Source organism: Kitasatospora sp. NPDC022856 (assembly GCF_055561235.1).
In genome coordinates this window covers 18,990-36,782 of record NZ_JBVHHE010000016.1, presented here as the reverse complement: position 1 = coordinate 36,782, position 17,793 = coordinate 18,990, and the positions used below count along the sequence as shown (strand labels likewise).

Genomic DNA, 17,793 nt, shown 5'->3' with positions numbered 1-17,793 from the left:
GACGGCGGCTCAGGAGGACGGCGGCTCAGGAAGAGGAGCGCCGGTCCCGCGGGCGTAGTGGGCGCCGGCGAGGACGGCGGCCATCAACTCCGCGTCCAGGACGGAGGTGTCGGCCAGCCTGGTCGCCGCCGCGTGGGAGTTGAGCAGCGTCTTGGTGACCCGCAGCGCGGCTTCGGGGCGGCGCGTCACGGGCCTGACCCACTCGGCCACCGCCACGTCCAGCTCCTCCTCGGGGACGACCCGCTGGAGGATGGAGAGGTCGTACGCCTCGGCGGCACCGACCGGGCGGCCGGTGAGGATGATCTCGCGAGCCCGGGCCGCGCCCACCTCGTGCAGCAGTCGGGGCAGCAGGCCGCCCCACGCGACGGGCAGGCCGAGGGCGAGTTCGGGAAGCCGGAAGGCGGCCGTGTCGGCGCCGACCCGCAGGTCACAGGCGAGGGCCAGCGCGAAGCCGGCGCCGATCGCCCGGCCCTGGACCCGCGCGATGGTGACGGCCGGGCTGTCGGTGAGGGCCGCGCAGACCTGGCGGGCCAGGGTGCCGGCGGTGCGGATGCCGCCACCCGTGGGGTCCGCGCCGAGCGAGTCGGCGAACTCGTCCCGGTCGCCGCCGAGGCAGAAGTCCGGACCGGCGCCGGACAGCACCACGGCGCGGACGGCCGGGTCCGGCGCGGCCAGCACGGCGAGGAGGTCGCGCAGCACGGCCTCGGTGACGGCGTTGCCGGTCTCGGGGCTGTCCAGCTCGACGTACAGCACCGCGCCCCGGCGCTCGGCGTGGACGGCGCGGGGCGCCGGGGCGTGGGAACCGGCGGGCTCCGGATCGCCCGCCTCGTACGCGGCGCGGTCATGGGCCGCCTCGCCCGCGGGGGCCCGCCCGGGCGGCGCCGGCGGCTGGAGGGGGTACGGAGGGTACGGGATCGCCTCGGAGGAAACGTTCATGCCGCCACTCTCAAGGACATCACCCGGTGGAAGACCATCCGGGGTGCGAACTCGGGCTGGCCCACCACCCGCAGGGTCGGGAAGCGCCGCAGCAGCTGCCCCAGCAGGGTGCGCGCCTCCAGCCGGGCCAGGGCCGCGCCGAGGCAGTAGTGGGCGCCCCCGCCGAAGGCGATGTGGGAGCCCTTGCGGAGGACGTCGAAGGTGTGCGGAGCCGGATTGCGGCGCGGGTCGCGGTTGGCCGCGCCGTACATCACGTGGACCATGGTGTCCTTGGGAATGGAAACCCCGGCCAGCTCCGTGTCCTCCCCCGCCACCCGGCTGTTGAGGCGGACCGGCGGGTCGTAGCGCAGCGCCTCCTCGACCGCGTCGTCGATGTGCTCCGGCCGGGCCCGCAGCCAGTCCCAGGTGCCCGGGGACCGGAGCAGCGACCACACCATCAGGGAGAGCGACGCCGCCGTGGCCTCCAGCGACGCGATGGTGACGAACATGGTGAGCTCGTAGACGGTCCGGTCGGTGGCTTCGCGGTCCGACTCCAGCGCGTCCCAGGTGCGGATCCAGCCGGACACCACGTCGTCGCCCGGATGGGCACGACGCTCCTGGACGAGGTCGGTGAAGTACCGGCGCAGGTGCAGGGTGGCCGCTTCGGAGATCGCCAACTGGCTCTTGGTGGGCAGGAGTTCCTGGGCGTGCACCTGGTTGTGGGTGATCTCCAGGATGTGCGCGTAGTCCTCCGGCGGAAGGTCCAGCCAGCGCCCGATGGTGTTGATCGGGAGCCGGTCGCCGACCAATGAGGCCAGGTCCGCCTCGCCGTCCACGCGTATTCGCTCGGCCAGCCGGTCGAGCAGTTCGGTGACGTCGGCCTCGATCTCCGGCGCCAGGGCCTGGAGGGTGTGGCGGCCGAAGAGGTTCCCGAGGCCCTGCCGCTGCCGGGTGTGGACGGGGGCGTTGAGCCGGTGGAGGGTCCGGCTCATCTCCTGGGTGGCGACGGCCTGCCAGCGCTCGGTCTCGGTCTGCCGCCCCTGCCAGGCCAGGTCGGGGACGAGCCAGTTCCTGCCCCGCAGGACCTGGTCGCACGCGTCGTAACCGGTGACCAGGTACCCGCCCCACGGCGCCGGCACGAGATCGCCCATGGCCCGCAGCTCGTCGTAGATCGGGAACGGATCGGCCAGCCCCTCCGCCGACCGCAGCCGCCGTAGCAACGGCACGGCGGCGCGGCGGTCGACGGTTCCAGCACGGCACTCCGGCGTCCCGGGGCGGGCTTCCATCATGGCGGTCACACGGGGCTCCTTGCGCTGGCGGGCAGTACGGCGGCGACCTACCCACCGGGAGCACGCTCAAGCGTCGAACGGAGTTGCCCCCGTCACATGCGCGAAGTCACCGGACCACGTGCACCGCTGAGCGGTCGTCCGGTCCCCCGCGCCGTCCCGGTCAGAGCCGGAAGACGTCCAGGAAGGAGCTCCACCACCCCTTCTGCTTGGCCGGGGCCCGGCCCGCGGCGGGCGCCGCGGCGGTGGCGGACGGCGGGTGCGGCGTCCCGTTGGCGGCGGCCTGGCCGACGGGCGGGCCACCGAGGCCGGCTCCCGTGCCCGCCACCGGGGGGCGGACGGGCGCCGGGCTGAACCGCACCGGCAGCGAGACCAGTCCGCGCTGGAACGGGCCCGGCCGCCAGCCCACGCTCTGCGCGGGCACCGCGAGCGTGACGTCCGGGAGCGCGTTGAGCAGGCACTCGATCGCGGTCAGCGCGATCAGCTGGGCCGGCGACTTGGCCGGGCAGGCGTGCGGGCCGGCGCCCCAGGCCAGGTGAGCGCCCTTGCTGAGGGTCAGTCGGGCGTCGGTCAGCGCCGGGTCGGTGTTGGCGGCGGCGAAGCTGATCACCACCGGGCTGTCCGCGGGCATCCGGACCCCGCCCACCTCGACGTCCTGCATCGGGAAGTGCGTCGCGTAGTTGGCGATCGGCGGGTTGTTCCACAGCACGTCGTCGAGGGCGTCCTCGATGCGCATCCCGGAGCCGGCGTCACCGGACAGCAGCAGGAGCAGCGCGTTGCCTATCAGGTTGCGCTCGGGCTCGACCCCGGCGCCCATCAGCATGACCAGCTGGTCCTTGAGCTCCTCGTCGCGCAGCCCGGCCGGGTGCTGGACGAGCCACGAGGTGATGTCGTCGCCGGGCTGGCGGCGTTTCAGCGCGACCAGGTCCATCAGGCAGGCGTTCAGCTCCTCGTTGGCCTGGAGCACGTCCAGCCCGTCGAAGAGCGCGGACATGCTGCGGGTCAGCCGGTCGCCGATGTCGGCCGGGCAGCCGAAGAGCTGGTTGAACAGCAGCAGCGGCAGCAGCTTGGCGTAGTCGTTGATCAGGTCGGCCCGGCCCAGCGGGCTGAACTGGTCGATCAGGTAGCCGGCGATCCGCTCGACGTGCCGGTTGAGCCGGTTGTCGTTGAGCCGCTCCAGGCTCTCGGTGACGGCCTTGCGCAGCCGGAGGTGCTCGGTGCCGTCCGTGAACAGGCAGTTGGGCCGGTAGAACATCATCGGCAGGACGGGGCTGTCCATCGGCACCCGCCCCTCCTTCAGCGCCGACCACCGCCGGGAGTCCCGGGCGAACAGCCCCGGGTTCTGCAGCACCCGCAGGGCGACCTCGTGCGAGGTCACCAGCGTGGCGTCCACACCGGGCGACAACTCCACGGGCGCGACGGGGCCGTGCGCGCGCAGCGCGTCGTAGACCGCCTCGGGGTCGGACGAGAACATCTCCCCGTACAGCGGGGTCGGGCCCCCGTGCATCGGGCAGCCCGGGGGCGGCGACTGCGGGGCGGAGCGCTGCGGAGATTCCATGGGTCGTTCCTCGGAAATGGCCCCGGGCGGGTGCGGCCCCGGGAGGCGGTGACGGGGGGCGGTGACGGGGAAGGGTCAGGAGGCGCGTTCGAGCAGGTGCCGGACGAGGGTCAGCAGCGCGTCGGCCGACGACCGCTGGTCGCGGGCGTCGCAGAACACCACCGGCGTGTGCGGCAGCAGGTCGAGCGCCTCGCGCAGCTCGTCCTCGGTGTAGTCGCTCTGCCGGTCGAAGCTGTTGACCGCCACGGCGTACTCCAGGCCGTACTGCTCGATCAGGTCGATGACGGGGAAGGTGTCCGTGAGCCGGGTCGGGTCGGTCAGCAGCAGCGCTCCCAGCGCCCCCCGCGCCATGTCCTCCCAGAGCTGCATGAAGCGCTGCTGGCCCGGCGTGCCGAACAGGTACAGCACCAGGTCGTCGCCGAGCGTCAGCCGGCCGAAGTCCAGGGCCACGGTCGTGGTCTTCTTGTCCGGTGCGCCCCGGAGGTCGTCGACGCCGGTGGACGCCTGCGTCATCTTCTCCTCGGTGCTCAGCGGGGCGATCTCCGACAGGGCGCCGATGAGCGTGGTCTTGCCGACCGCGAAGTGGCCCACGACCAGGATCTTGACGGCGGTCGTCACCCCGCCCGGGACGTAGATGTCCTCAGGCGAACCGGCGTTGAAGTCCATGCAGTACCTTCTCTAGAAGTCTCGGATCCGGGGCCTGGGCCGGTGGCGGGGCCGCCCGGCGCAGCAGCCGCCCCTCGCGGATCAGGTCCGTCAGCAGCAGCCGGACCACCCCCACCGGGAGCACCAGGTGGGCCGCGACCTCGGCCACCGAGAGGTAGCCGCCGGAGCACAGTTCCCAGATCGCCGTGGTCTCCGGGCTCGGCCGGGCCGGGAGGCCCTGCTCGGGAGCGACGGTGACCAGGGTGATCAGGGACAGGTCGTCCGCACTCGGCAGCTCACGGCCGCCGGTGATGACATAGGAGCGGATGAATCCGCTGGCAACCCGCTGCTCCTCGCCGGGAACCGTCATGAGCCGCTGTGTGTGCTCTGGCGCGGCGCCGCTGTCATGGCCCGTCCGAGCGCGCCCACCTGCTGCTGCATCCGGAAGGACATCGCTTCCATGTCCACGTCGGAGGCGGTGGAGGCCGCGAGGTAGGCGCCACTGCCGGCCGCGATCAGGAAGATCCAGCCGTGGTCGTACTCCAGGAGCGTCTGGCGCCACGTCCCGCCGTTGCCGCCGACGAACGGGGCCACCGCGCGGCTCAGCGACTGCATCGAACTCATCGCGGCGGCGTTGGTCTCCGCCTCGTCGCGGCCGATCTCGCTGGACCGTTCGAGCAGGAGGCCGTCGGCGGAGACGAGAATGGCGTGCCGGGCACCGCGCACCTGCAGCACGTCGTTGAGCACCCAGGTCAGATCAGGGCTCACTGGATCTCGGTTCCTTCCGTGGTCATGGTGTTGCGCCCGGACAGCGTCCCGCGCTGGAACGCGCCGAGGCGGGACGCCGTCTCCTGGCCGGTGCTCGGCACCGGCTCGTCGACGCGGCCGGAGTCCTGCGGGTGCGGGACCACCGAGACAGTGCGCTGGCGGCGGCGCCTGGGCAGCCGTCCGTCCGCCGTCATCTCCGGGACCGCCTGCGCCGCGGCCGGGGCGACCTGGGCGAGGGCGGCCGGAACGGGCTCGGGCAGCGACGCGAGCCGCTGCGCCCGGGCCGGTACGGGCTGCTCCACCGGCTCCCCCTGGTACTCACCCTGGTACGTGCTCGGGTACGTGCTCTGCTGGGCGCCGTCGTACTCGCCCTGGTACGCGTTCTGCTGGGCGCCCTGGTAGGCACCGCTGTAGTCGCCGTGGCCGGCGGCCGCCGGGGGCGCGACCTCGCTGCTGAGCAGTTCGGCGGGCAGCAGCACCACGGCCCGCACCCCGCCGTACGGGGAGACCGAGTCGACCGAGACCCGGAAGCCGTAGCGGGCGGCCAGCATGCCGGAGACGGCGAAGCCGAACTTCGGGGGGTTGCCGAGGCCGGTGAGGCTGATCGGCGCACCGGGGTTCAGGAGCGCGGCGGCGCGGTCCTTCTCCTCCTGCCCCATGCCGAGGCCGGCGTCGTCGATGATCAGGCAGACCCCGGTCGGGACGGCCTGGACGCTGATCTCCACCGGGGTGTCCGGCGCGGAGTAGTTGGTGGCGTTGGCCAGCAGCTCGGCCAGCACGACGGCGACCGGCTCGACGACCTTGCTGACCAGCGAGACGCTGACCCGGGAGTGGATCTGCACCCGGTCGAAGTGCCGGATCCGGCCCTGGGCGCTGCGGGCCACGTCGTAGATCGAGGCGACGGTCTCCCGGCGGCCCAGCCAGCCGCCGCAGAGCACCGCGATGCCCTGGGCGCGCCGGCCGAACTGGCTGTTGGTGTGGTCGATCAGCATCAGGTCGGCGAGGATCTGCGGGCTGTCGCCGTACTTGCGCTGGACCTTGTCGATGACGACCTGCTGCTCGTCGGCCAGACCCTGCAGGGTCCGCATCGCCGCCTTGAGGACGGCCTTGGTGTCCTCCTCGGCGTCCCGGCGGACCTCCGCCAGCACGGCCGCGTGCTGGCTCTGCAGGCGCGAGTTCAGCGCGCCGAGTTCGTCGCGCTGCCGCTGCGCCTGGGCGGCCGCCTCCTCAAGGGAAACGTTTCGCCTGCGCAGGGAGAGGTTCGTCCTGCGGGCTTGGAGGGAGACCCCGACTACTACGAGCATCACCACGATGGAGACCCAGAAAAAGGGTTCCTGCACAAATGACGTCATGAAACTCTCTTCAGGTGGCATCGCGTCAGGAACTGGTCCGGACCGCCCTGCGCGGGTGGGACTGGCGGCCTGCTCCCCGCCGAAAGACACCTGTTGTTCCAGCACGTCGGTGGAGCTCTTCCGGCACGGACCTGCGGCAACGCCTATCGCGGAGTTAGCTTACTGCAACTCTTGGCATGTCAGAACAGTTGCCAATCAGGGCAGTTGGGGAGGAACTCCGCCACCTGACGACACTTCGGGGCCGACGTACCGGACATTGTGACCCCGCGTTCACCCGCACCTCACATCCGGGCCACAAACGGATTCGCACCCGGAGTGACCGCCCTGACACGCTCCGCCTCGACGCCCTCCCGCCGACCCGCAGCCCCTACCGCCGACCCGGCCGCAGCCCCGGCCGCCGACCCGGAGAACGACGACGGCGGGGCCGCGTCCGAAGACGCGGCCCCGCCGTCCGGGCCGTCCGGCTCCCGGTCGTCAGCGCATCGAACCCGTGCGGAGCAGGGTGCGAATGACGCGCATCGCGACGGAGAGGCTGGACAGCTCGTAGTTGTCCGAACCCCTTATGTCGTCGAGCGTGCTCTTGGCGCGGTTCAGCAGGGTGGAGTTGAGCTCCGCCCAGGCGGTGTACCGCTCCTCGGGGGTCGCGCCCTCGGGGCCGCAGGCCAGGATGTCGGCGGTCAGCGCCGCGTGGGCCGCGAAGAGGTCCTCGCGGATCGCCGCGCGGGCCATCGACGACCAGCGGTCGGTCCGCGGCAGCTCGATGATGCGGTCGAGCAGGTGGGTGATCTGCAGCCGGTCGGCCAGGTCGTAGTACAGCTCGGCGACCTCGGCGACGTCCTTGCCGGACCGGTCCGCGACCTCGGTGATGTCCAGGGTCGGGAAGGTCGAGGACAGACCCGCGATCCGGGTGGCCAGCTCCTCCGGCACGCCGGCCGCGGCGAGCTCGCCGTAGACCGACTCGAACCAGGCCAGGTCCTCGCCGCGCAGCGGCTTGGGCAGCGAGCCCCAGACCTGGTTGACCCGGTCGTGGAAGAACTCGATGGTGCCGGCGATGTCGAGCGGCTGGCGGCGGTTGTTGAGCATCCACCGGGTGGCGCGCTCGACGAGCCGGCGCGAGTGCAGCCGCATCCTGGTCTGGGCGCCGGCCGGGACCCGGTTGTCCAGGGCCTCGATCTCGGACCAGATCTGCTCCAGGCTGAAGACGGCCCGCGCGGCGGTGTGCGTCCGGGCGATCTCCTCGTACGTGGCGCCGGTCTCCTCCTTCAGCCGGAAGGCGAAGGTGCAGCCACCGCGGTTGATCGTGTCGTTGACGATCAGCGTGGTGATGATCTCGCGGCGCAGCGCGTGGTTGTCGATCGCCTCGGCGAACCGGGCCCGCAGCGCGCTGGGGAAGTACTCGTGCAGCGCGGTGCGGAAGAACGGGTCGTCGGGCAGCTCGGTGGCGAGCAGCTCGTCGGCCAGGGTGATCTTGGTGTAGGCGAGCAGCACCGACAGCTCGGGCTGCGAGAGGCCGCGGCCGTTCTGCTGGCGCTCGCGGATCTGCCGCTCGGTGGGCAGGAACTCCAGCCCGCGGTCGAGCCGGCCGTCGCGCTCCAGGCGGTTGATCATCCGGGAGTGGACGTTGACCATGCTGGTCGCCTGGGCGACGGCGTTGGCCAGCACCACGTTCTGCGCGTAGTTGTTGCGCAGCACCAGGTGGCCGACCTCGTCGGTCATCTCGGCGAGCAGCTGGTTGCGCTGCTTGACCGTCATGTCGCCGTCCCCGACGACCTGGTTGAGCAGGATCTTGATGTTGACCTCGTGGTCCGAGGTGTCCACCCCGGCCGAGTTGTCGATGGCGTCGGTGTTGATCCAGCCGCCGGCGCCCTGCGGGCCTCCGGACGCCGCGTACTCGATCCGGCCGAGCTGGGTGCAGCCGAGGTTGCCGCCCTCGCCGACGACCCGGACCCGCAGCTGCTCGCCATTGACCCGGATGGCGTCGTTGGCCTTGTCGCCGACCTCGGCGTTGGTCTCGGTGGAGGCCTTGACGTAGGTGCCGATGCCGCCGTTCCAGAACAGGTCGACCGGCGCCTGGAGGATCCGCTTCATCAGCTCGGCCGGGGTGAGCCGGCTCTCCTCGACGCCGAGCGCGGCCCGCACCTGCGAGGTCAGCTGGATCGACTTGGCGCTGCGCGGGAAGACCCCGCCGCCGGTCGAGATCAGCGACTTGTCGTAGTCGTCCCAGGAGCTGCGCGGCAGCTCGAAGAGGCGGCGGCGCTCGGCGTACGAGACGGCCGCGTCCGGGTTGGGGTCGAGGAAGATGTGCCGGTGGTCGAAGGCGGCGACCAGGCGGATGTGCTCGCTGAGCAGCATGCCGTTGCCGAAGACGTCACCGGACATGTCGCCGATGCCGACGACGGTGAAGTCCTCGGACTGGGTGTCGTGGCCGAGCTCGCGGAAGTTGCGCTTGACCGACTCCCAGGCGCCGCGGGCGGTGATGCCCATGCCCTTGTGGTCGTAGCCGGCCGAACCGCCGGAGGCGAACGCGTCTCCCAGCCAGAAGCCGTACGACTCGGCGACGCCGTTGGCGATGTCGGAGAAGGTCGCGGTGCCCTTGTCCGCGGCGACGACCAGGTAGGTGTCGTCCTCGTCGTGGCGGACCACGTCCGCCGGGTGGACGACCTCGCCGCCCTTGAGGTTGTCGGTGATGTCCAGCAGCGCCGAGATGAAGGTCTTGTAGGAGGAGATGCCCTCGGCCAGCCAGGCGTCCCGGTCCACCGACGGGTCCGGCAGCTGCTTGGCGACGAAGCCGCCCTTGGCGCCGACCGGCACGATGACGGTGTTCTTCACCATCTGCGCCTTGACCAGGCCCAGGATCTCGGTGCGGAAGTCCTCACGCCGGTCGGACCAGCGCAGACCGCCGCGGGCGACCTTGCCGAAGCGCAGGTGCACGCCCTCGACCTGCGGCGAGTACACCCAGATCTCGAACGCGGGGCGCGGGGCCGGCAGGTCCGGGATGGCCTTCGGGTCGAACTTCATCGACACGTAGGAGTGCCAGGCGCCCGCTTCTCCGGTGTGCTGGAAGAAGTTGGTGCGCAGGGTGGCCTTGATGAGGTGCAGGAAGGAGCGCAGGATGCGGTCCTCGTCCAGCGAGGCGACCTCGTCCAGCGCGCCGGACAGCTCCTCCAGGATGGCGTCGGTCAGCTCGGCCGCGCCCAGCTGGTGGCTGGGGCTCAGCCGGGCCTCGAAGAGGTTGACCAGCAGCCGGGTGCTGTGGGTGTTGTTGCGGAGCGCGTCCTCCATGTAGTCCTGGGAGAACGTCGAGCCCGCCTGGCGCAGGTACTTGGCGTACGCGCGCAGCATCATCGCCTGGCGCCAGGTCAGCCCGGCGGTCAGCACCAGCTCGTTGAAGCCGTCGTTCTCGGCCTTGCCGGTCCAGGTGGCGGCGAAGGTCTCCTGGAAGCGGTCGCGCGCCTCGTCGGTCAGCTCGACGGCCTCGCGCAGCCGCAGGCCGAAGTCGTAGACCCAGGCGGTGGTCTGGTCCGAGCGGGTCAGCGCGTAGGGGTGCTCGTCGAGCACCTCGACGCCCAGGCGCTGCAGGACCGGCAGGACCTCGGTCAGCGAGATCGGGCCGCCGACCCGGTAGATCTTGAAGCGGCGCTCGTCGTCGCCCGCGCCGACCGGCTGGTACAGGTTGAGGCGGAAGTCGCCCTCGCCGTGCAGCGACTCGATCTGCTTGAGGTCGGCGACGGCGGTGCGCGCGGTGAAGTCGGCGCGGTAGCCGTCGGGGAAGGCGTTGGCGTACTTGCGGGACAGCTCGGCGGCCCGCTCCTCGCCCAGCTCCAGGTGCAGCTGGTCGTTGAAGCCGTCCATCCAGAACCGGGCGGCCTCGGCGAGCTTGCCCTCGATCCGCTCGATCTCGGCGTCGGTCAGGTGCGGCAGCTCGCTGCCGGGGGTGACCCGGACGACGAAGTGCAGTCGGGTCAGCACGGACTCCGTCGACCAGACCGTGTAGTCGATCGAGGCGCCGTTGAGCTCCTGCATCAGGATGTCCATCAGGCGCAACCGGATGCGGGTGGTGTAGCGGTCGCGCGGCAGGTACACCAGCGCGGAGAAGTAGCGCCCGTACTCGTCCTGGCGCAGGAAGAGCCGCAGCCGGCGGCGCTCCTGGAGGTAGAGCACGCTGGTGGCGATCTGGAGCAGCTCCTCGGCCGGGGTCTGGAAGATCTCGTCCCGGGGGAAGGTCTCCAGGATCTGCACCAGGTCGCGGCCGTCGTGGCTCTCGGTGGAGAAGCCGGAGCTGAGGACGACGTCCTGGACCTTGCGGCGGACCACCGGGATGCGGCTGACCGACTCGGTGTAGGCGGCGGCCGAGAACAGGCCGAGGAAGCGGCGCTCGCCGACGACCTCGCCGTTGGCGTCGAACTTCTTCACGCCGACGTAGTCGAGGTAGGCCGGGCGGTGCACGGTGGAGCGGCTGTTGGCCTTGGTGAGGACGAGCAGCTTCTTCTCGTGGGCCTTGGCGCGCACCGGCGCGGAGAGCCGGCCGAAGGCCTCGCTGACCGGGTGGTGGTCGTCGTCGTGGCTGAGCGGGTCGGAGCGCAGGATGCCGAGGCCGGTGCCGGCGACGGCCTTCAGGACCTCCTCGCCCTCGTGCTCCACCAGGTCGTACTCGCGGTAGCCGAGGAAGGTGAAGTGGTCGTCGGCCAGCCAGCGCATCAGCTCCCAGGCCTCGCCGACCTCCTGCTCGGGCAGGTGGGCCGGGGGCTCCTCGGCGAGCTCGTCGGCGAGCCGCAGCGCGGACTCGCGCATCTTCGTCCAGTCCTCGACGACCTCGCGGACGTCGCCCAGGACCCGGCGCAGGTCGGCCTCGATCGCGCGGAGGTCCTCGCGGTCGGTCTCGCGGTCGACCTCGATGTGCATCCAGGACTCGACGACGGCGTCGGCGGGCCACTCGGCGCCGGCGGCCTGGCTGCGGGCGCAGGCGTCGATGTCCAGGATCTCCAGCAGCTTGCCGGTGATGTCACGGCGGACCACCAGCTGGGGGTGGATCACGATGTGGATCGCCCGGTCCTGGCGGGACAGCTCGTTGGTGACCGAGTCGACCAGGAAGGGCATGTCGTCCGTGACGACCTCGACCACGGTGTGGCCGCAGGACCAGCCGTTCTCCTCCACCGACGGGGTGTGCACGCGGACCTCGGCGGTGCCCTGCGGGCGCTTGAGGCCGAGGCGGTAGTGGGAGGCGGCCGCGCCGTACACGTCGACCGGGTCGCGGTCGACCAGGTCCTCGGGCGCGGTGTGGAGGTAGTAGTGGTGCAGGTACGCGGTCAGAGCGCCGTTGCTCAGACCCTCCCCCGGCGCCGCTCCCCCCACCTGGCTGTTCTCAGCGGCTGCTGCTGCCTTCGTGAGCAGTTCGGCCTTGGCTGCGTCCAGCTTGGTCTGCATGACTTCTTGGCTCCTGTCGCGCGCCGTTGCGTGACTCGGTGGTGTGTGGTCTCACCGCCGGGTCCACCGCAATCCTGCCGCACCAACCGGCTGAAAGGTCTCCATGGCGCGCATGAAACACCTCCGCAGCGGGTAGGACGAGACGTTCGGCCTGCAGCCACCCGACGACGCCAGCCAGCCTAACGGGCCGATTCGAAGGTGTCAGGGGACAGGGAGGCGCAATCCTGCAGGAAGATCCCGCCGTCCTGGACACCATGTCCAATCCGACCCGCTGTGTTCGCCATCAGCCCATATGCGGGTGAACATACGTGGTCGGCGGGACGAAGGTCTCCTTGATCGACCGCGCCGAGGTCCAGCGCAGCAGGTTCTGGGCGGCGCCGGCCTTGTCGTTGGTGCCGGAGGCCCGGCCGCCGCCGAACGGCTGCTGGCCGACGACCGCGCCGGTCGGCTTGTCGTTGATGTAGAAGTTGCCCGCCGCGAAGCGCAGCTCCTCCACCGCCTGTGCGATGGCGTAGCGGTCCTGCGCGATCACCGCACCGGTGAGGCCGTACGGCGCGCCCGAGTCCACCCGTCGGAGGACGTCTTCCCAGCGGGAGTCCTCGTAGACGTGGACGGCCAGGATCGGACCGAAGTACTCGGTGCGGAAGATCTCGCCCCGGTGGTCGGAGGAGACCAGCACGGTGGGGCGGACGAACCAGCCGATCGCGTCGTCGTACTGCCCGCCGGCCGCCAGCTCCACCGTCGGGTCGGCCTTGGCCCGGTCGATCGCGTCGCGGTTCTTCTCGAAGGCGCGCCGGTCGATCAGCGCGCCCATGAAGTTGGACAGGTCGGTGACGTCGCCGACGGCCAGCGCGTCCACCTCGGCCAGGAACTCGTCCTTGATCGTCTGCCAGAGGCTGCGCGGCAGGTAGGCCCGGGAGAGCGCCGAGCACTTCTGGCCCTGGTACTCGAAGGCGCCGCGGATCAGCGCGGTCCGCAGGATCGCCGGGTCGGCCGAGCGGTGGGCGAGCAGGAAGTCCTTGCCGCCGGTCTCGCCGACGATCCGCGGGTACGTCCGGTAGCCGCCGATGTTGGCGCCGACGGTCTGCCAGAGCGACTGGAAGGTGGCGGTGGAGCCGGTGAAGTGCAGCCCGGCGAGGGCGGGGTCGGTGAGTGCCACCTGGGAGAGCTGCTGCCCGTCGCCGGTCACCATGTTGATCACCCCGGGCGGCAGGCCGGCGGCCTCCAGCAGGCGCATCAGGTAGTACGCGGCCAGGGTCTGGGTGGGCGCCGGCTTCCAGACCACGGTGTTGCCCATCAGGGCCGGCGCGGTCGGCAGGTTGCCGGCGATGGCGGTGAAGTTGAACGGGGTGACCGCGTAGACGAAGCCCTCCAGCGGGCGGTGGTCGGTGCGGTTCCACACCCCGGGCGAGGAGATCGGCTGGTCGGCCAGGATCTCGCGGGCGAACCGCACGTTGAACCGCCAGAAGTCGATCAGCTCGCACGCGGAGTCGATCTCGGCCTGCTGGACCGTCTTGGACTGGCCCAGCATGGTGGCCGCGTTGAGGGTCTCCCGCCAGGGGCCGGCCAGCAGGTCGGCGGCGCGCAGGAAGACCGCCGCCCGGTCGTCGAAGGACAGCCCGCGCCACTCGCGCCCGGCCGCCAGCGCCGCGTCCACCGCGGCCCGGGCGTCCTCCCGGGTGGCGTTGCCCAGCACCCCCAGCTTCGCCGCGTGGTGGTGCGGCTGGACGACCTCGATCCGCTCGCCGCCGCCGAACCGCTGCTCGCCGGCGATGGTCATCGGCAGCGGGATCTGCTCGGCGGCCAGCTCGTCCAGCCGGCGCACCAGCCCGGTCCGCTCCGGGCTGCCGGGCGCGTACCCGTGCACCGGCTCGTTGCCCGGGGTCGGGACCTGGGTGACTGCGTCGATGGGCATGGCGGCTCCGCTCGTCGTCCTGATGGCCTGGCGTCAATCCAGACTGACGAGCGGAGGGCCGGTTCGCCCGCTCGGACACGCCACCGGTGGACGTGGTTCGCGCCACGTCCGGGCGCCGGGCCACCGGACGCCGGGCCACCGGGCCGGACTCAGCCGACCAGGCTCGCGGCCAGCTCGACGGCCTCGGCCAGGCTGTCCACCACCGGGACGCCCACCGGCTCCAGCTTCGCCCGGGTGTGCGAGCCACCGGTGTACAGCACCGCGTGCGCACCCGCGCTCAGCGCCGCCAGCGCGTCGTCCGCGGCGTCGCCGATCAGCACCGTGCGGGCCGGGTCCACCTGTTCCCCGAGCGCGGCCAGGTGCCTGGCCAGGTGCTCCGCCTTCTGGCCACCGGCGGGCCCGCTGCGGCCGTCCACCCGGAGGAAGTGACCGGTCAGGCCGAAGCCGTCGACCACCGGCAGCAGCTTGTGGTGCTCGTACATCGACAGCAGGGACTGGCTGTGCCCGCCCTCCCCCCAGCCGCTCAGCAGCTCCAGCACGCCCTCGGTCAGCCCGCACGCCACGCTCAGCTCCAGATAGCGGTCGTGGAAGACGTCGTCGAGCCGCAGCCACTCGGCGTCGGAGGGCATCCGACCGAGCAGCCGCTGGTAGAAGCGGGGAATCGGGATCTCGTACTGCTCGCGGTACTCCTGCATGGTCATCGGGCCGATGCCGATGGTCGCGAACGCGGCGTTGCTCGCGCCGAGCACCGCCTCCATGTCGTGGAAGAGCGTGCCGTTCCAGTCCCAGACGATATGAGTGCGCACGCAGGGAACGGTAACCCCGGTCACCGACGAAGCGGTACGACGGGGTGGCCGGGGCCCGGCGGGCGGGCGGCGCGAGGCGGGCCGCTCAGGCCGCCCGGGCCGGGCTCAGGGCAGCAGGGCGGCGATCTCCTGGGTGGCGAACCAGAGCAGCTCGTGGTCCTCGGCGCCGTCCACGGTGAACTGGGCGTCCTGATCGCCCTCGTCGGCCGCGGCGACGGCCGCGACCGCCGCCTCGACGTCCGCGACCACCTCCTGGTCGGCCACGTCCGCGTGCACCGCGGCCGCCTTCGCCAGCCGCACCGGCCCGGCCAGTACCACCCGGCCCAGCGAGGCCTGGTCCTGGTACTCGTCGCCGGGGAACGGCCGCACCGCGGAGTCGGCGACGTCCAGCGCCACCACCACCCGGCGGCGCGGCGCCTGCGGGTCGGCGGCCAGCAGCCGCAGCGAGGACTGCGCGGCCCGGTTCAGCGCCGCGTACTCCAGCTCTTCGAGGTCGTCACTGACGTACCACTCGCGCAGCGCGGGGGTCACGGCGTACGCCGCGGACTGCTCCAGGGCGCCGCCCGGGTGCGCCGCTGCCAGGCCGGTCAGGGTGGTGGGCACGTACACGCGCATCGGTGGCACTCTCCGGTTCGTCCAGCGGCACAGCTTCCAGCGCCCCAAGAATAAGCGCCGGGGTGGCATCCGTGATCACGCGCTCACTCCCGCCCGCACCGCCGGCTCCCGGCGACGGCGCCGCGCACCGCCGGTGCCGCCGGGAACCGGGCCGGCCGGCGGCCCTGCGGCGTGCCCGACACGGCCGCCGACCACCCGGGGCGCCGGCCGGATCACCGCACGCGAGGGGACCGGGCGCCCCCGGCGGCCGGGCACGCCCTCGACCCGAGCACGCGCCCCCGACCGCCACGACCCGCCGCACGCGCTGCCCCGCGCGCGGGCCGGATCACCGCACGCCGTCCAGGGCCGCCCGGCTGGTCCGCAGCGCGCTCTCCAACACCGCTCCGCGGCGGGCCGGGTCCATCATGTTCGGGCCCATCACCGTCAGGTCCGCCAGGGTCGGCGCGAGCAGGTGCACCCGGACGCCGCTCGCCCGCAGCAACCGGGTCTCCCGCATCAGCTGCCTGGTCACCGCCCGGCGGTAGCGGCCGACCAGCTGGGCGAGCACCCCGCGCGGGCGGTCCCGGGCGCGCCACTCGCGCAGCGCCAGCACGGTGCCGCGACCGGGCTCGGCGCGCCCGCGCGGGTGCAGCCGCAGCGCCATCGGGGCGAGCACGAACACCTCGTCCAGACCGCGGCCGAGCATCAGATCGGCGTTGGTGGCCGACCAGCAGCCGCCGTCCACGTACGCCGAGCCGTTCACCCGGACCGGGGCGAACCAGCCGGGGATCGCGCAGGAGGCCATCACCGCGTCGGCGACGGCGGCGGCCGGCGCGCCCGGATCGCCGAAGACCACCCGGCGGCCGCCGCGGTAGTCCACCGCCGCCACCCGCAGCGGCGAGCCGGCCGGCCAGCCGTCCCCGCCCAGCAGACCGCGCACCAGCTCGCCGACGGGCTCCAGCGAGCCGCGGCCGTGCGGCGCCATCGCCGACACCATGGTCAGCAGCGGGTACTCGCGCGGGTGGCGGACGGCGTCCCGCAGCAGGCCCGGCGAGCCGATGCCGGCGCGCGGGCGCGGGGGCAGCGCCCCGCCGACCGCGGTCTCGTAGTCGAAGGCCACCCCGGCCAGCGGGCCGTCCGGAATCGGCAGACCGCGCTGGTGGTCGCGGAGCTCGCCGGTACCGACCCCACCGGCGAGCATCGCGGCGAGGATCGCGCCCGCCGACGTCCCGAGCACCACCTCGGCGTCGCCCGGCCGCCAGCCGACCGCCTCCTCGACGGCGCAGAGCGCGCCGACCGTCCACGCCGCGCCCAGCATCCCGCCACCGCCCAGCACCAGGCCGCGCCGGGGCCGGCCGTCGGCGGGCGCCGCCGACGACGACGCCCGTGTCTGCGCTACCCATGTCGTCATGCCGGCCGCCTGTCCTCGTCGGGGCGCTGTCGTGGTCCGTCCTCCACGGTTCCCGGACCGGCTCCGATCGTGCGCGCCCAGGGCCAGGCGGCGCAACGTCGCGCCCGACGGGCGCGCCGCCCGTCCCGACGGTGCGGGGTGTCCCCTTTCGGGCCTTCCCGCTGGCCCCGGTACGTCAACCGGGCGCCCTCCCGACGGGCCCGGCAGCCCTTGCGGCGCCGGGTCTTTCACCCGGATAGGTGAGACCGCGGGCGGGCCCGCCGGATGCGCCGAACCCGCTTGCCGCCCCGTGCGGCACCGGGCTACCAAGGACCCGTCCGTACCCGCACCAACTGCCCGGGAGGGCCCCATGACCACCAGCCCGGTCCCCGCCGCCGCCCAGCCCGCCCCCCGACCCGCCGGGCCGGCCGCCGTACCGCCCGGCGGCCACGGTGGCCGGCCCGTCCGCCCTTCGGCCCACCCGCACCGGCCGCACCACCCCACCGCCCGGACCGGCCACCACCCCTACGACGGCCGGCGACCGCGCCGGCCCCGGACCGCCTGCGCCGCCCCCGCCGCCCCGGGCCCCCACACCGGGCTGAGCACACGGTTCGCCCACCAGCTGGTCGAGGTGCTCACCGGCGCCCGGCCGTCCGGCCAGCTGATGCGGCACACCAGCCTGGACGGCTACGGCCAGCTCGCCTCGCTCGTCCGGATCGGCATCCTGCGGCGCGGCGGCGCCGCCGACCGGCCCCGGCTCGGGCCGGTGCACGACCGGTCGCCCTCGCCCGACGCGATCGAGGCCTGCGTCCGGGTCGACCTCGGCAGCCGGCACCACGTGGTGGCGTTCCGGCTGGAGCAGCGCGGGGCGGCCGGGCAGTGGCAGTGCACCGCCGTGGAGGCCCGGTGAACCCGCCCGGCGCGCCCCTCCCGTCGCACCGCCCCCGGTCCCGGACGGGCGCCGCACCGGGCTGCGGCGGCCGGCCCGCACCAGGTGCCCACGGCGGCTTCCGCGACGGCGCCACGCGGCCCGCACGGGCCGCGTGGACCCCGCGGTCCGACCCCGCCCCACGGTCCGACCGGCCCGCCGACGCCGTGGGCACCGGCAGCCACACCGGCAGCGGCACCGGCGCAACGGCG

General features: G+C 73.0%; 13 protein-coding genes. 1 reads left to right on the top strand and 12 read right to left on the bottom strand.

The genetic code is table 11. The annotated features are described in order from the left end of the window. Positions 1 to 9: 9 nt before the first annotated feature. The 12 genes from ACZ34W_RS21365 to ACZ34W_RS21310 all read right to left on the bottom strand — a co-directional run bounded on the left by ACZ34W_RS21365 (position 10) and on the right by ACZ34W_RS21310 (position 16,674). The gene (locus ACZ34W_RS21365; RefSeq protein ID WP_465606214.1) at positions 10 to 936 is read right to left on the bottom strand and encodes an enoyl-CoA hydratase/isomerase family protein; all 927 of its coding nucleotides are present in this window, start codon (positions 934 to 936) and stop codon (positions 10 to 12) included. Continuing rightward, positions 933 to 2,066 carry a cytochrome P450 gene (locus ACZ34W_RS21360; protein WP_329492117.1) on the bottom strand — a complete coding sequence of 378 codons (1,134 nt, stop codon included), beginning with the start codon at positions 2,064 to 2,066 and terminating at the stop codon, positions 933 to 935. Before ACZ34W_RS21360 ends, ACZ34W_RS21365 begins: the two co-directional genes overlap by 4 nt. Positions 2,067 to 2,364: 298 nt before the next feature. After that, positions 2,365 to 3,759: a cytochrome P450 family protein gene (locus tag ACZ34W_RS21355; protein WP_465606212.1), complete on the bottom strand. Its 1,395-nt coding sequence runs from the start codon at positions 3,757 to 3,759 to the stop codon at positions 2,365 to 2,367. A gap of 75 nt (positions 3,760 to 3,834) precedes the next feature. Then, complete coding sequence (locus tag ACZ34W_RS21350; RefSeq protein ID WP_329487891.1) at positions 3,835 to 4,425, bottom strand: GTP-binding protein; 591 nt, start codon at positions 4,423 to 4,425, stop codon at positions 3,835 to 3,837. After that, positions 4,400 to 4,774 (bottom strand): DUF742 domain-containing protein, encoded by a 375-nt coding sequence (locus ACZ34W_RS21345; protein WP_329487892.1) that lies wholly within the window; start codon positions 4,772 to 4,774, stop codon positions 4,400 to 4,402. Before ACZ34W_RS21345 ends, ACZ34W_RS21350 begins: the two co-directional genes overlap by 26 nt. Then, the gene (locus ACZ34W_RS21340; RefSeq protein WP_329487893.1) at positions 4,771 to 5,172 is read right to left on the bottom strand and encodes a roadblock/LC7 domain-containing protein; all 402 of its coding nucleotides are present in this window, start codon (positions 5,170 to 5,172) and stop codon (positions 4,771 to 4,773) included. Before ACZ34W_RS21340 ends, ACZ34W_RS21345 begins: the two co-directional genes overlap by 4 nt. Further along, positions 5,169 to 6,524, bottom strand: coding sequence for an ATP-binding protein (locus ACZ34W_RS21335; protein WP_465606209.1), 1,356 nt, complete (start codon positions 6,522 to 6,524; stop codon positions 5,169 to 5,171). The genes ACZ34W_RS21340 and ACZ34W_RS21335 overlap by 4 nt, the downstream gene beginning before the upstream one ends. A gap of 474 nt (positions 6,525 to 6,998) precedes the next feature. After that, complete coding sequence (locus tag ACZ34W_RS21330; RefSeq protein ID WP_329487895.1) at positions 6,999 to 11,948, bottom strand: NAD-glutamate dehydrogenase; 4,950 nt, start codon at positions 11,946 to 11,948, stop codon at positions 6,999 to 7,001. 283 nt (positions 11,949 to 12,231) lie between these two features. Then, the gene (gene pruA, locus ACZ34W_RS21325; protein WP_465606397.1) at positions 12,232 to 13,857 is read right to left on the bottom strand and encodes an L-glutamate gamma-semialdehyde dehydrogenase; all 1,626 of its coding nucleotides are present in this window, start codon (positions 13,855 to 13,857) and stop codon (positions 12,232 to 12,234) included. A 155-nt stretch (positions 13,858 to 14,012) separates the two neighbouring features. Continuing rightward, positions 14,013 to 14,669 carry an HAD family hydrolase gene (locus ACZ34W_RS21320; RefSeq protein ID WP_465606206.1) on the bottom strand — a complete coding sequence of 219 codons (657 nt, stop codon included), beginning with the start codon at positions 14,667 to 14,669 and terminating at the stop codon, positions 14,013 to 14,015. Positions 14,670 to 14,774: 105 nt separating this feature from the next. Next, positions 14,775 to 15,284, bottom strand: a complete 510-nt coding sequence (locus ACZ34W_RS21315) for a DUF6912 family protein (protein ID WP_329487897.1) — start codon at positions 15,282 to 15,284, stop codon at positions 14,775 to 14,777. 325 nt (positions 15,285 to 15,609) lie between these two features. Then, entirely contained in the window at positions 15,610 to 16,674 is a 1,065-nt protein-coding gene (locus tag ACZ34W_RS21310) for a patatin-like phospholipase family protein (RefSeq protein ID WP_465606204.1), read from the bottom strand. A 349-nt stretch (positions 16,675 to 17,023) separates the two neighbouring features. Here ACZ34W_RS21310 and ACZ34W_RS21305 point away from each other — a divergent pair, with 349 nt between their 5' ends. Next, the gene (locus ACZ34W_RS21305) at positions 17,024 to 17,563 is read left to right on the top strand and encodes an Rv3235 family protein (protein WP_465606202.1); all 540 of its coding nucleotides are present in this window, start codon (positions 17,024 to 17,026) and stop codon (positions 17,561 to 17,563) included. The last annotated feature ends 230 nt before the right edge of the window (positions 17,564 to 17,793 follow it).